At 70.4% G+C, this 12,793-nt stretch carries 11 protein-coding genes; 7 read left to right on the top strand and 4 right to left on the bottom strand.

The genetic code is table 11. The features are described from left to right. Positions 1-87: 87 nt before the first annotated feature. The gene (locus HUG10_RS17805; RefSeq protein ID WP_179170846.1) at positions 88-1,080 is read left to right on the top strand and encodes an NAD-dependent epimerase/dehydratase family protein; all 993 of its coding nucleotides are present in this window, start codon (positions 88-90) and stop codon (positions 1,078-1,080) included. A gap of 137 nt (positions 1,081-1,217) precedes the next feature. Here HUG10_RS17805 and HUG10_RS17800 read toward each other — a convergent pair whose 3' ends face one another. Further along, positions 1,218-1,916, bottom strand: a complete 699-nt coding sequence (locus HUG10_RS17800) for an HD domain-containing protein (RefSeq protein ID WP_179170845.1) — start codon at positions 1,914-1,916, stop codon at positions 1,218-1,220. A gap of 173 nt (positions 1,917-2,089) precedes the next feature. Here HUG10_RS17800 and HUG10_RS17795 point away from each other — a divergent pair, with 173 nt between their 5' ends. The 4 genes from HUG10_RS17795 (at position 2,090) to HUG10_RS17780 (ending at position 5,255) form a co-directional block, all read left to right on the top strand. Next, complete coding sequence (locus HUG10_RS17795) at positions 2,090-2,806, top strand: alanyl-tRNA editing protein (RefSeq protein ID WP_179170844.1); 717 nt, start codon at positions 2,090-2,092, stop codon at positions 2,804-2,806. 118 nt (positions 2,807-2,924) lie between these two features. Then, positions 2,925-3,383 carry a FlaD/FlaE family flagellar protein gene (locus tag HUG10_RS17790; protein WP_179170843.1) on the top strand — a complete coding sequence of 153 codons (459 nt, stop codon included), beginning with the start codon at positions 2,925-2,927 and terminating at the stop codon, positions 3,381-3,383. Between the two features lie 2 nt (positions 3,384-3,385). Then, positions 3,386-4,450 carry a rod shape-determining protein gene (locus tag HUG10_RS17785; protein WP_179170842.1) on the top strand — a complete coding sequence of 355 codons (1,065 nt, stop codon included), beginning with the start codon at positions 3,386-3,388 and terminating at the stop codon, positions 4,448-4,450. A gap of 4 nt (positions 4,451-4,454) precedes the next feature. After that, positions 4,455-5,255 carry a hypothetical protein gene (locus HUG10_RS17780; protein ID WP_179170841.1) on the top strand — a complete coding sequence of 267 codons (801 nt, stop codon included), beginning with the start codon at positions 4,455-4,457 and terminating at the stop codon, positions 5,253-5,255. Positions 5,256-5,302: 47 nt separating this feature from the next. Here the strand turns inward: HUG10_RS17780 and HUG10_RS17775 are convergent, their stop codons facing one another. From HUG10_RS17775 to HUG10_RS17765, 3 genes are all read right to left on the bottom strand, one after another. Next, positions 5,303-6,448 (bottom strand): CBS domain-containing protein, encoded by a 1,146-nt coding sequence (locus HUG10_RS17775; RefSeq protein WP_179170840.1) that lies wholly within the window; start codon positions 6,446-6,448, stop codon positions 5,303-5,305. 124 nt (positions 6,449-6,572) lie between these two features. After that, entirely contained in the window at positions 6,573-7,412 is an 840-nt protein-coding gene (locus HUG10_RS17770; RefSeq protein WP_218780621.1) for a phosphatase PAP2 family protein, read from the bottom strand. Beyond that, positions 7,412-9,463: an ABC transporter substrate-binding protein gene (locus tag HUG10_RS17765; protein ID WP_179170839.1), complete on the bottom strand. Its 2,052-nt coding sequence runs from the start codon at positions 9,461-9,463 to the stop codon at positions 7,412-7,414. Before HUG10_RS17765 ends, HUG10_RS17770 begins: the two co-directional genes overlap by 1 nt. A gap of 217 nt (positions 9,464-9,680) precedes the next feature. Between HUG10_RS17765 and HUG10_RS17760 the strand changes: the two genes are divergently transcribed. Both HUG10_RS17760 and HUG10_RS17755 read left to right on the top strand, forming a co-directional pair. Beyond that, complete coding sequence (locus HUG10_RS17760; protein WP_179170838.1) at positions 9,681-11,069, top strand: aryl-sulfate sulfotransferase; 1,389 nt, start codon at positions 9,681-9,683, stop codon at positions 11,067-11,069. After that, entirely contained in the window at positions 11,066-12,730 is a 1,665-nt protein-coding gene (locus HUG10_RS17755; protein WP_179170837.1) for a glycosyltransferase family 39 protein, read from the top strand. The genes HUG10_RS17760 and HUG10_RS17755 overlap by 4 nt, the downstream gene beginning before the upstream one ends. Positions 12,731-12,793 lie beyond the last annotated feature (63 nt).

Below are 12,793 nucleotides of genomic sequence, written 5' to 3'. Positions count from 1 at the left end.
CGGAAAGGGCACCCGCAACCACCGGACGAACCGGCAACCGGGCCGGTGACCGCGGCTGTTTTCCCCGCCGCAGCCGACTCGGCTCGTATGACCGACTCCGCGCTCGTCGTCGGCGGCACGCGCTTCATCGGCCGGCACGTCGTCGAGGACCTGCTCGACAACGGTTACGAGGTGACCATCTTCAACCGCGGGAACCACGACAACCCGTTCTCCGGGAACGACGACGTCGCACGCGTCGAGGGCGACCGCACGAACGACACCGACCTGCGGGCGGCCGCGCTCTCTGTGAAACCGGACATCGTCGTCGACTGCGTGGCGTACAGGCCGGCCGACGTCGAGGCGGCCGTGGAGATATTCTCGGACGTTGATGGCTACGTGTACGTCTCCTCGGGGTCTGCGTACGCCGCCGAGGAGATCCCCAAGCGCGAGGGCGAGACGGAGCTGTGCGGCTGCACGCCCGAGCAGGCCGAGGACGACTCGATGGACAGCTACGGCGCGCGGAAGGCCGAGGGCGACCGCATCGTGGACCGGGCCGCCAAGGACGGCGTCAACGTGATGTCCGTCAGGCCGTGCATCGTCTACGGTCCCCACGACTACACCGAGCGTATGGACTACTGGCTCGACCGCGTGCTGAACTACGACCGCGTGGTCGTCCCCGGCGACGGTCAGCACGTCTGGCACCGCGCGTACGTCGAGGACGTGGCGTCGGCGCTGCGGATCGTGGCCGAGGAGGGCGATCCCGGTGAGGCGTACAACGTCGGCGACCGGCGGCTCGTCACGATCGAGGAGATGGTGGACCTCGTCGCCGACGCGGCCGACACCGAGTGCGATGTCGTCCGGGCGAGCGAACGAGAACTCTCGACCGGGGGGCTCTCGACCTCGGACTTCGTCCTCTACCGCGAGTACCCCCACGTGCTCGGCACGGCCAAGCTCGCGGCGCTCGGCTGGGATTCCACCCCGCTGTCGGAGGCGATGGCCCGGACGCTGGCGGAGCACCGGGAGTCGGACCGCGACGGGAGCGAGCACGACCCCGGCCGCGAGGCCGAGGAGCGCGTCATCGGCGTGCTCGATACGGTGTAGGTACTCGACACGGTGTAAGCCGAGCCCTCGCGGCGGTTGACTGGACACTCGGGCGCAACCGCTCTGCCTGGCTCGACGTCGGAAACCGCCGCTCGCGACCGCTCCTCGAGCGACCTAACAGCGCGGGACCGTCCAGGTCAGACCCCGGTCGGGTCCTCGCGGTCCCACTCCATCTCCGTCACCTCGTCCTCCAGCCACTCGCGGAACCAGCGCACGCGCTTGAGCCGCTCGTGGGCGATGGACTCGGCCGTGTCGGACTCGATGCGGGCGATGTGGTCCTCGCCGCGCTCCAGCACGCGCTGGACCATCTGGGCGGCGTCCATGTGCGTCCGGGCCTCGTACCCCATCCGCAGGAGCATCAGCGCCGTCCCGTTCGCGCCGACCTTGTCGAGCAGGTCGGCCTCGATGAGACACTGCGTCTCCAGCGAGAGGTCGGTGAGCGGCCCCTGGTACGAATGCTCGGTGATCGACGCGCACACCTCGTCGACGAACGACTCGGGGTACTCGCCGCGGCTGAGCAGGTACTCGCGGGCGACGCGCGCCCCCTCCTCGGCGTGGACGTCCTGGTCGGCCTCGAGCTTCGAGACGTCGTGGAACAGCGCGGCGACGCGGACCACGTCCGTGTCGGCGCCCTCCCGCTCGGCGATGCGCTCCGCGAGGGACACGACGTTCAGGATGTGGTTGAAGCGGTACTCCGCGGAGTGCCAGGGGTACCAGCGCATCCGGCCCCCGTCGTCCTCCGACTCGACGGACGCCGTGAGGTACTCGCGGACGAACTGCTTCATGTCCGCGAACTCCTCGTCGGCGACGCTCGAGCCCTTTATCTCGACTCCCACATGGACCACCCCCGATGACGATACGTACGAGAGACGTGCGTAGTTCTCATTACGGGTATGTGAGGTGTGTTTCGTTCTTAGGCGTTACGACACCCGTACTACTGCGCGCGGATGCCCGGGAGGCGGCTGCCGGCGGGCGAACCGCTAAATAGGCGGGCCGGCTTCCCTCCGGCGTGACCGAGCAACTGTACCTCGCGGACAGCACCGTCCGGGGGTTCGAGGCGACCGTCGAGCGCGCGCTCGACGACCGGGTGGTGCTCGACCGGACGCACTTCTACCCGACGGGCGGCGGCCAGCCGAACGACACCGGAACCCTGCGGTTCGACGATGGGGAGACGACCGTGACCGACGTGGCGAAGAAGGACACCGTCTACCACCACGTCGATGGACCGGTTCCGGCGGAGGGGGCGACCGTGACCGGCGAGATCGACTGGGACCGACGGTACGCCCACATGCGGTACCACACAGCCCAGCACCTGCTCTCGGCCGTGCTCCTCGAGGAGTTCGACGCGCCGACGGTGGGGAACCAGCTGTACGCGGACCGCGCGCGGCTCGACGCGAGCCACCCGAAGTTCTCCGAGACGGACCTCGCGGACGTGGAGGCACGGCTTAACGAACTCGTCGACGACGACCTCCCGGTGCGCCACTACACCATGGACCGCGAGGTCGCCGAGGCCGAACTCGACACGGAGCGGACCCGCATCGACCTGCTCCCGTCCTCGATCTCGGAACTCCGCATCGTCGAGGTAGGCGACGAGTCGGACCCCTTCGACCGCACCGCGTGCGCCGGTACCCACGTCGCCGGCACAGACGAGGTGGGCGAGGTGACCGTGACGGGGCGGACGACACAGGGGAGCGAGACCGAGCGGGTCGAGTTCACGCTCGGGTAGGCGGACGCGCGGTTCCCGTCCCGCAGACCGTTTTCACGGCTGATACGCGGGGGCGAACCCCTATATGTCGGCTGGCGAATCCGACGAGTAGCGGCACAGGGAGTGCGGACGAACGAATATGCTCAATCCGAGCGATTACGACCCGGAGGAGTTGCGGGCGCTGGCGGGAGCGGCAGCGCCGACGCGTGCGGGCCCGGAGGGGGACCGGTGGGTGACGCCGGACGATTTCCTCGTGCGGGCCGAGGCGCGCGTCCGATCGGCGCAGGTCGAGGACGCGTTCGTCCTCGGCGCTGCGACCGACGGCACGAGCAGACCGTACCTCCCGAGTCTCCCCGACTCGGGGGTCGGCACGCGACTCGTGCTCGACTGGTTGCGATTCCTCGTCGGCGTCGGCGGGTGCGAGGGCGCCCGCGACGCCATCGCCTACTACGGACGGGTCGAGTGGCTCGGGGCGGACGCCGAGGAGGCGCTCGCCGCCCACCTCGAGACGTTCTCCGACGCGGAGAACCGCCGGGTGGGCCCCGGTCACCACCGGACGAGCCTGTTGTTCGTCGCCCGCCTCGCCGCGCTCCGATAACCATGGCAGCAGAATCAGACGCGAACGACGACAGTTTCGAACCCGGAGAAGCGACCCCGGTCGGCGTCAAGCTCGGCTCGACCCGAACGGTACTGAAATACCCCGACCAGAACGGCGAGCTCACGACGGTCCGCTCGCTCACCTGCCTCGCGACGTACGAGGACGCGATCACGGGGAGCGAGAAGGCGCTGTTCGGCGAACGCGCCGCCGCGGAGTACCCCGACCGCGTGGAGTACATGCTCCGCTCGGGGCTCCCCGAGGACGACGAGCGCGCGGAGCTCGCGGACCGCTACTTCCGCGAACTCATCGCCGCGAACGGCGTCCCCGAGGAGAGCACGGTGGTGTACGCCGTCCCGACGATGGAGAACGACGCCGGGCTGGAGAACCTCACCGACGTCATCGAGTCCTCCGCCATCGGCGGCGTCGAGATGCGCTCGTACCCCGAGTCGCTGTGCGGGGCCATCCCCGCGCTCGGCGACGGCGTCGAGGCGGTGGACGAGGTGTTCATCGCGGTGAACATGGGCTCGACGAACCTCGAGGCCTCGGCGTACCGCCGCGGCGACCAGCTCGTCCCGTTCTCGACCGGGTCGGTCACGGGCAACGACGTGGACCGGCGCATCGTCTCCAACGTCGAGGAGGAGACGCAGGGCCGCGTCCACGTGGACCTGACGACCGCCCGCGAGTACAAGGAGGAGCACGGCGACTTCGACGCGTTCGAGCCGTTCTCGGACGTGGTCCAGCAGCCCGGCGGCGGCTCCCACGAGTTCACCATCGAGGACAGCGTCCAGGAGGCGCTGAACTGGTACCTCGACGCCGCGGTCGACGCGGTGGCCAACGAGTTCCTCCCCGAACTCGCGAACGACTACATGAAGCCGTACCAGCTCGCGCTGGCGAACCCCATCGCGCTCACCGGCGGGATGGCGTGCATCCCCGGGATGACCGAGGAGTTCGAGAAGCGGCTCTCGGCGGAGCTCGACCGCGACGTCGAGGCCGTCTCGCCGGACGAACCGGACCTCGCCGCCGCCGAGGGCGCCCACCGCATCGCGGAACGCCTCGCGGGCCGGTAGACGCATGACCGGGGGTTTCGAGTTCGGCGCGGACTCCCCCGACGACACGCTCGGTTCTCGACTGGATCCGACCGCGAGCGACGGCGACGACGCCGCGAACGCGTCGGTCGACACCCACCACGGCACGGACTCGGAATCGGTCGCTCCCACCGACCTCATCGCCGAGGCGGAGCCGGGAGCGACGTCCGACCCTGCGGTGGATTCGAATCGAGCGACCACCAGTACTGCCTCGGCGAACGCCGACCCCGCGGCCGACGACCCCGAACTGACGAAGCTGTTGTACGACGGTGAGGTCGTCGAGGCGAGCGTCCCGGTCGACGGCGGTCGCCTCGTGCGGACGAGCCACCGGCTGCTCGTCCACACGCCCGGGACCGACGGTCGGACGCTCGCCGTCGTGCAGCGTCCGAACGTCGAGGGGATTCGCGTCGTCGCGTCCGGGCGCGGCGGGTACGTCGCGCCGGCGCTGAAGGCGATCCTCGTCGGTGGAGTCCTCGTCGCCGCCGGCGCGACCGTGCCGCTGGACGGGATGGCCGACGTGGCCCCCTCCGCGAGCGGCGCGGGCGCGACCGGGATGGGCGGAACGGTCGCGCTGCTGGGGAGCCTGCTCTCCGCGATCGCGCTGCTGGACGACGTCCTCCGGGTGGTCGGCGCGCTCGCCCTGCTCGTCGGGGTCGCGCTGCTCGGGCTGTATCTGCGGTCGCGAAAACGGGAGATCGTGGTGTCGGTCGCGGGCGACGAGGACCTCCGCGTGTCGGCGGCGGACGTCGCGGAGGGCGATGTCGCTCGACTCGTGCCGGAGTCGTAGCCGGGACGTCGCCGAGGTACGGACTGTTCGCCGTGTTCCGCCGGGCCTCAGAGCTCGCCGAGTTTCCGGAGGAGCTGCCCGCGGTACCGCTCGTCGGCGACGACGCCCTTCAGCTCGAGGACGTTCCGCTCCAGTTTGTCGAGCGCGACGTGGAACGCGTGCTCGGCGCCGTACCCCTCCCCGGATCCGGCGACCTGCCCGTGCGTCGTGCGCAGGCGGATCTGGGCCTGGATGAGCGGGGTGCCGCGGAGCTTCTCCTTGTGCTCGTGGAAGCGGACGTGCGCGTGCATGACCTGCATCTCCTGGTACTTCTCGGCCACCTGGCCGATCGACTCGCGGACGTCCTCGCGCGTGATGGTGCTGTCCATCAGCTCCACGTTGGTGATTTGGACGTCCATCGCCTCCTCCTGGGTGAACGTGAGCGCGCGGAGCACGTCCGTCTTGGTGACGACGCCGGAGACGAAGCCGTCGTCGTCGGCGGGCGTGACGACGAGCCCGTTCACGTCGTTGTCCATCATCGACTCCACGGCCGCGCGGACGGTGGTGCCGGGGGTGGTCGTGAACACCGGGCTCGACATCAGGTCGTACACCGGGAGGTCGAGCATCCGGTCGAGGTCGCCGCTTCGGTCGCCCTTCCCCTGTCGTTCGTCCTCGCGGACGACGAAGTCGACGATGTCGTGCGTGGTGAGGACGCCGGTCAGCCGGCCGTCGTCGGTGACGACGGGTAGCCGGGAGATGCCGTGTTCCCGCAGGCGGTTGATCGCCTGGCCGACCCCAGCCCCATCGCCGATGGAGACCACGTCGGTGGTGTAGATGTCCTCCACGGTGAGCGCGTCCAGGTTCTCGAGCACCGCGTGGAGGATCGCGTCGGCGGTGACGATGCCGTAGAGCTTGCTCCCCTCGTACACCGGCGCCACCTTCACGTTCCCCTCGACGAGCACGCGCGCCACCTCCCGCACGTCCTCCCGGCGGTCGACCTCCGGCGCGTGGTTCATCAGCGCCGCCGCCTTGGTGTCGTCCTCGACGCGGGACCGGACGAGGTCCCGCTCGCCGATGACCCCCGCGTACTCGCCGTCCTCGACCACGATGATGCCCTTCGGGTTCTCGCGTTCGAAGAGGGAGCGGATCTTTCCGAGTCGCTCGTCCGACTCCACCTCGACGAACTCCGGCACGGCGATGTCTTCGATATCCATAACTCCGTTGCGGAGGTACGCCGCCTCGCGTCTTGAAGGTTGGTTCCACGCGACAGGGTCGTTCCGGTGGGCGACGCGGTCGCGGACGCCCCCGACCGGGGCCGTTGTCGTCCAGCCAGGGGACTTATCCCCGAACGCGCCAGTCGCCGGCCGCGCGGATGCGGCCGAGCAGCGCCTCGGTGTCCGAACGACGCGCGAGCGTCACGCACAGCGCCGCGAGCAACGCCCCCGCGACGACGTCGGTCGCCCAGTGGATGCCGAGGTACATCGTCGCGACGACGACGCTCGCGGCGAGGGCGGGTGCGATCACCCCCCAGGCCGGGTACGTCCGGCGCGTTCGCACCGCGAACGCCGCGGTCGTGAGGGACAGCGACGTGTGCAGCGAGGGGAAGACGTTCGTGTTCGTGTTCACGTGGCTGACCAGCGTCTGGTACTCCGGGTAGGTCGAGTACAGCAGCGGTTCCACCTGGTCCACGAGCAGGTTCCGCGGGCCATAGGCGACGAAGACGGCGTAACAGACCAGCCCGATGGCGTAGTTCAGCCCGTAGGCCACCGCGAGTTCGCGGAGGTGGTCGGGGTCGGGGTGGAGCAGGTACGCGAGCAGCGGGAACACGAGGAGGAAGGTGTAGCCGAACACGTACACGAACGAGAAGTACGCCGTCGCCGCCGGCGTGGCGAACGACTGGACCCACGGGACGAACCCGCCCTCCAGCGCGTGGATGTAGCCGGTGATGTTCACGCCGATCAGCCACGAGACGTCGGGAACGCGCTCGCGAACGAGGCCGTTGAGGAGGAGCATGGCGCCGAGCGCGAGCATCGCCGGCCCGACCTCCCTGATCCGGCGACGGCCGTCCGTTCGGAGCAGCGCGACACGGCCCTCGCGGGCGAGCACGATGGCGCCGGCCAGACAGAGCGCCGTGACGACGACGAACACCTGGACCAGGACGGCGACGAGCGTGCTCATCAGTGGCGGAGTCGGCCCTCCTCATCGTATCGATACCCCGCCTCGCGGAAGGCCGTCCGGGCGCGCTCCACGTCGAGTTCGCCGTTCCGGCCGTGGAAGCGCTCGTTGCGCGTCTCCTGGTCCCACCGGAGTTCGGGCGCTTCCCACTTGCTTCCGGCAAGCGGCGTCGCGGCCGGCCGCGCGTAGCCACCGAACTGCTCGTTCGCGACCCGCTCCGCGTCGAGCAGCCGGGAGATCGCCCCCCGGAAGTGCGGGTTCGACAGCGGCGAGCGCCGCATGTTGAACCCGAGGTGGTAGAACGACCACGACCGGGAGGAGACGAGCCGCAGTTCGTTCGTGCGGCCGATCCGCGGCACCGTCGACGGGTTCAGCTGCGAGATGGTCGCGTCGACGTCGCCCGCCGTCGCGAGCTCGACCGCGGTCGAGTCGGACGGGGCCGCCTGGACGAACAGTTCGTCGAACGCCGGCTTGCCGTGGAGCCGCTCGGGGAGGCCCTCCGGAGGTTCGTCGGAGGCGAGGAAGTGCTCCTCGAAGCGCGAGAACAGCACCGACTCCCCCGCCGTCGCGCGCTCGAACTCGAGCGGGCCGCTTCCCACGGGTTCGGGGTTCGCCCAGACGAGCGCCTCGGTGACCCCCTCGGTGCCGAGCCCGGGGACGTCAACCTTGCCGGTCCGTTCGGTCCAGACGTGCTCGGGCAGTATCGGGACCGTGAGGGCGCCGGCCGCCACCCGCCGGTTCGTCGTGTTGAACCGCAGCGCCAGCGTCCGGTCGTCGATCGCCCGGGCCGACGTGACCAGCGAGGACTGGCCCCGGAACCGAGGGGCCGGGACCGGCGACTCCAGTTCGCCCATCGACGTGTCGGTCAGGAACTCGTAGGTGAACGCGACGTCGGCGGCGGTGAGCGGCTCGCCGTCGTGCCAGGTCAGCCCCTCGCGGAGTCGGACGATCGCCGACAGCTCGCCCTCCCCGGCCTCGATCGTCACGGTCCCGTCCGCCTCCTCTGTTCGCTCGGTTCCCGTCTCGGTCCCGTTGCCCGCCGTGGGTTCGGCGACCCCGGTACCCGTCGGGGTCCCCGTGCTAGCCGGGGTCGCCGCGGTCTCGTTGCCCGGTGTTCCGGCGGCCGTCCCGTTCCCCGGCGTCCCCCCGCCGGACTCGGTGCCGTCCGTGCGTACGGTCCGCCGACCCTCCGTCTCGTCCTCGCCTGGCCACTCCCAGCTGGTCGCGAGCCACGGGCGGATCTCGTCGGTGAACTGCCTCGCGAGCGAGTCGTACACGAGGCCGGTGAACGCGCCGGTGTTCCGGAACTCGACGGCGACTGGATTGCGGTTCTCCGTGACTCGCACGTCTGTCGTCGCCAGCCGGAGCCGGTCGGGGGCGGCCGCCTCGTCCCCCTCCGACGCGTCCACGGTCGTCGTTACCTTGTCGAGACCCAGCAGGCCGAGGGGCGTGTCGAAGCCCTCAGCTGTGCCGATCCACCCCTCGTAGCGCCCCTCGCGGACGGCCGAGAGGTCGTCCGGGAACGCGAGCACGGAGAACGGGCGCACGTCGTCGATCGCGCCCTGGAGGTCCGTGACGGCCGCGTTCCGTTCCTCGCCCGTCGTCGTGCGCTGCCGGTCGAGCAGTTCGTCGATCGTCAGGTCGGTACAGCCGAACGGGTTCTGCCACCCCGCCTCGCCCGTGAACCGGGAGTGTAACAGCGGGTAGAACTCGTCCGGCCCGATGACGGACGTCGTGGGGTAGCGACCGACGTAGACGTCGAAGTCGTTGTTGATGAGCACCTGCCGGTACAGTTCCTCGATGGCGACGGGGGTCACCTGGGAGGCGATACCGACCGCGTGGAGGTTCTCGGCCAGCGTGCGTGCGATCGCGATCGCCATCGGGTCCTCGTCGGCCGGGGGGGCCTTGATGTCGAGCGAGACCCGCTGGCTCGTGTTCCGGCTGGCCACGCTCCGGAGCTGATCGAGACAGCCGCCGGTGAGGGCAGTTCCGGCGGTAGCACCGAGCGCGGCGAGCGTTCGTCGGCGCGTGGCGACTGGGGACGGTGTAGCCATCGACTCCTCGGATAATTCGCTGCAGAACCGTTTAATCGTTCCGCGACGCGGATTGCATCGCGCCGGACGGGGACCGAGGCTCCGATTGCGGGGCGATCGGCCGTCAGCGGGGCCGATCCGGGCCATTGCTGACGGGCGCCGACTCGGGCGACGATCGGGACGCCCGGACTGGATGAGAAGCGTTTTTCCGCTCGTTCGCCATTGTACGCGGGTGAACATGGGGAATCGGCGCCGCGTCACGCTCGGAGTGCTCACACTGTTGGCAGCGGCCGTCCTCGCCGGTGGCTTCGCGTCGGCCCAGTTCGCCGGCGACAGCGTGCGGGGCGACCCGTCGGTCGAACAGGCGTTCCGCTCGGGTGACACCGGGCAGGTGGTCGGCGAGCGTGACAACATCACCATCGTCGGCACCGACTCGACGGCGTTCGTGGGCGACGAGGGGTCGGGAGCCCGTCAGCTCGCCGAACTCGTCGCGTTCGCTCCGGACGGAAGCATCTACTACTACGACAACACCCACACGCGGTACTGGGACGTCGACCCCGTGGAGGGGACGAACGCCACCGTCGAGTACGTCTACGCCGACCACCTCACCCCCGAGGACTGCGGCTCCGAGTCGGTGTGCACCCGGAACGGCGTCGAGCGGGTGAACCTCACCACGGGCGAGACGACGCACGTGTACAGCCGCATCACGCCCGGCAAGCACTCGACCCGGTGGCACGACGTCGACCGGATCGACGACGAGCGCCTCCTCGTCGCGGACATCGACCGGGATCGCACGTACATCGTGAACGCGACCACCGGGATCGTCGAGTGGGAGTGGGACGCACAGAGCCAGTTCGACCCCGAGAGCGGCGGCCCGTACCCCGACGACTGGACGCACATCAACGACGTCGAGGCCGTCGAGATCGACGGCCGCGAGGCCGTGATGGTGAGCATCCGGAACCACGACCAGGTGGCGTTCATCGACCTCGAACGGGGGTACATGGAGGACTGGACGCTCGGCGCCGACGACGACCACAGCGTGCTGTACGAGCAACACAATCCCGACTTCATCCCCGCCGAGCGGGGCGGCCCCGCGGTGCTGGTCGCCGACTCCGAGCGCGGTCGTGTCGTCGAGTACCAGCGCGTGGACGGCGGCTGGGAGCGGAGCTGGGTGTGGGCCGACCAGCGCATGACGTGGCCCCGTGACGCCGACCGCCTGCCGAACGGGCACACGCTGATCACCGACTCGAACGGCGACCGCGTGTTCGAGATCGATCAGGAGGGCGAGATCGTCTGGACCGCCGACGTCGGCTTCCCGTACGAGTCCGAAAGGCTCGGCACGGGCGACGAGAGCGAGGGCGGGGAGAGCGCCGACTCGCTCGGGTTGGAGTCGAACGAACCGCCGGCAGCGAGCGGGGAGGGCGACCTGATCTCCCGGCTCGCCGCGAACCTCCCGCCCTCGGTCGTGAACGCCATCGCGTACGTCCTGCCGCCCTGGATGGGCATTCCCGAGATCCTCGCGGCCCTGACGCTCCTCGTGGTCGCGCCGTGGTGGCTCCTGGTGGAATACCGCCTGAGTTCGTACCGACTGTCACTCCGGACGCCGTTCACGCTGGGGAGACGATGAGCGGCGACTCGGCGGGCGGGAGCGACGATTCGACCGGGAACCCCGGGGACGCGACCGGAAAGCGCAGCACGTCGACGGGGGAGCCCGGCTCGTCGGTCGTATCGAACCGGGAGCAATCCGGCGCGTTCACTCGGGCGTTCGCGGGCGCACGCGCCTGGCCGGACGCGCCGTTCTCCCGCGCAGACGCGCCGTGGGTCGGTGGTGTGCTGGCGGTCGGCCTCGCGGTCGCGGCGACGTACGTCCTCACGAACCCGTACCCGGCGTTCGGCGCCGGGCTCTACACCGTCATCGCCGACGGCATCCGGGCGTCCGGGTACGGGCTCCCCGCGGGCGTCTCCGGCTACACGACCGAACCTGTGCCGGTCGCGTACCCGCCGCTCGGCTTCTACGTGCTCGCCGTCCTCCGCGATCTCGGGGTCGGCACGTTCGCCGCCGCGCGGTTCCTCCCGCCGCTGGTCACCGCCGCCGCGCTCGTCCCGGCGTACCTGCTCGGGCGCGACCTGCTCGACGGACGGGCGCAGGGCTGTGCTGCCGCGCTCCTGCTCGGGGTGAACCCGCAGGTGCTGCAGTGGCACATCTCGGCCGGCGGGGTGGTCCGCGCCCCCGCGTTCCTGTTCGCGCTCTCGAGTTCGTACGCGGCGCTCCGCCTGTTCCGGGACCGCGACTCGACGTGGCTCCCGGCCGCCGTCGTCCTGTTCGCGCTCACGGTGCTCACGCACCCGACCTACACGCTGTTCGCCGTCCTCACCGCCGTGCTGTTCTGGATCGGCTTCGACCGGACGCTGTCCGGACTGCTCCGGGGGACGGCGATGGGGCTCGGCGGCGCGGCGGTGACCGCTCCGTGGTGGGTGACCGTCGCCACGATCCATGGCCCGACCGTGTTCGCCGCCGCCGCCGGCACCCACGGCGGCGTCGGCGGCGGGCTGTTCTCGGGCGTGTCCATCTGGACGTTCGTCCCCCTCACGGCCGCCGTCATCCTCGCGCTCGCGGGGCGTCGCGTGCTGCCCGCCTGGGTCGTCGTCGCGGAGATCGCGTTCGCCCAGCCGCGGTTCGTGTACACCGTCGGCTCGTTCGCGGTCGTCGGCGTGGCGGTCGAACTCGCCCGCCGGTTCCCGAGAATCGTCCCCGACCGACCGGGGGCCCGTCGGGTCCTCGTGGCGGCGATCCTCGTCACCGGCGCGATCGCCGGGGTGGGCCAGCTCGGCTACTCGTTCGCGTCCACGACCGACAGGACGACCCCGGCGTTCGTCGACGACGACGACGTGGCCGCGATGGAGTGGGCCGCCGCGGAGACCGAGCCGGACTCCACGTTCGTCGTGCTCGGCGACGCGGCCGAGTGGTTCCCGGCGGTGGCCGATCGCACCATCCTGGTCGCCCCCTGGGGGTCGGAGTGGCGGACGCCCGAGACGTACGCGCGCCACCTCGGCGCGTTCAAGAACGCCTCGGCCTGTGGGACCGCCGGGTGTCTCGACGCGTCGCTCGCCCCCGTCGACCCCGACCCGGACTACCTCTACGTCCCGCGCGGCGGGTACACGGTTCGGGGGTTCCGGTACGTCCAGTTCGGCACGCTCGAGCGGTCGCTCGAACTCACCGGGCGGTACGAACGGGTGTACGCGAACGACGGCGTGGTCATCTATCGCGTTCGCGACGACGACGCGTGACGACCTCGAGCCGACCCGGACCGGCTCCGAGATCGCGAGAACCGGCCAAGTATTACGTTCGTA

The sequence above is a fragment of the Halorarum halophilum genome (assembly GCF_013401515.1).
Classification (GTDB): domain Archaea; phylum Halobacteriota; class Halobacteria; order Halobacteriales; family Haloferacaceae; genus Halorarum; species Halorarum halophilum.
The sequence above is the reverse complement of the archived record's forward strand: the minus strand, read 5'-3'. Positions and strand labels throughout refer to the sequence as shown.

What these genes read in the sequence shown, in the direction of transcription:
- HUG10_RS17805 (WP_179170846.1), top strand. Translation starts at nt 88, where the DNA reads ATGACCGACTCCGCGCTCGTCGTCGGCGGCACGCGCTTCATCGGCCGG.
- HUG10_RS17790 (WP_179170843.1), top strand. Translation starts at nt 2,925, where the DNA reads ATGCTCAATCCGAGCGATTACGACCCGGAGGAGTTGCGGGCGCTGGCG.
- HUG10_RS17785 (WP_179170842.1), top strand. Translation starts at nt 3,386, where the DNA reads ATGGCAGCAGAATCAGACGCGAACGACGACAGTTTCGAACCCGGAGAA.
- HUG10_RS17780 (WP_179170841.1), top strand. Translation starts at nt 4,455, where the DNA reads ATGACCGGGGGTTTCGAGTTCGGCGCGGACTCCCCCGACGACACGCTC.
- HUG10_RS17775 (WP_179170840.1), bottom strand. Translation starts at nt 6,448, where the DNA reads ATGGATATCGAAGACATCGCCGTGCCGGAGTTCGTCGAGGTGGAGTCG.
- HUG10_RS17770 (WP_218780621.1), bottom strand. Translation starts at nt 7,412, where the DNA reads ATGAGCACGCTCGTCGCCGTCCTGGTCCAGGTGTTCGTCGTCGTCACG.
- HUG10_RS17765 (WP_179170839.1), bottom strand. Translation starts at nt 9,463, where the DNA reads ATGGCTACACCGTCCCCAGTCGCCACGCGCCGACGAACGCTCGCCGCG.
- HUG10_RS17760 (WP_179170838.1), top strand. Translation starts at nt 9,681, where the DNA reads ATGGGGAATCGGCGCCGCGTCACGCTCGGAGTGCTCACACTGTTGGCA.
- HUG10_RS17755 (WP_179170837.1), top strand. Translation starts at nt 11,066, where the DNA reads ATGAGCGGCGACTCGGCGGGCGGGAGCGACGATTCGACCGGGAACCCC.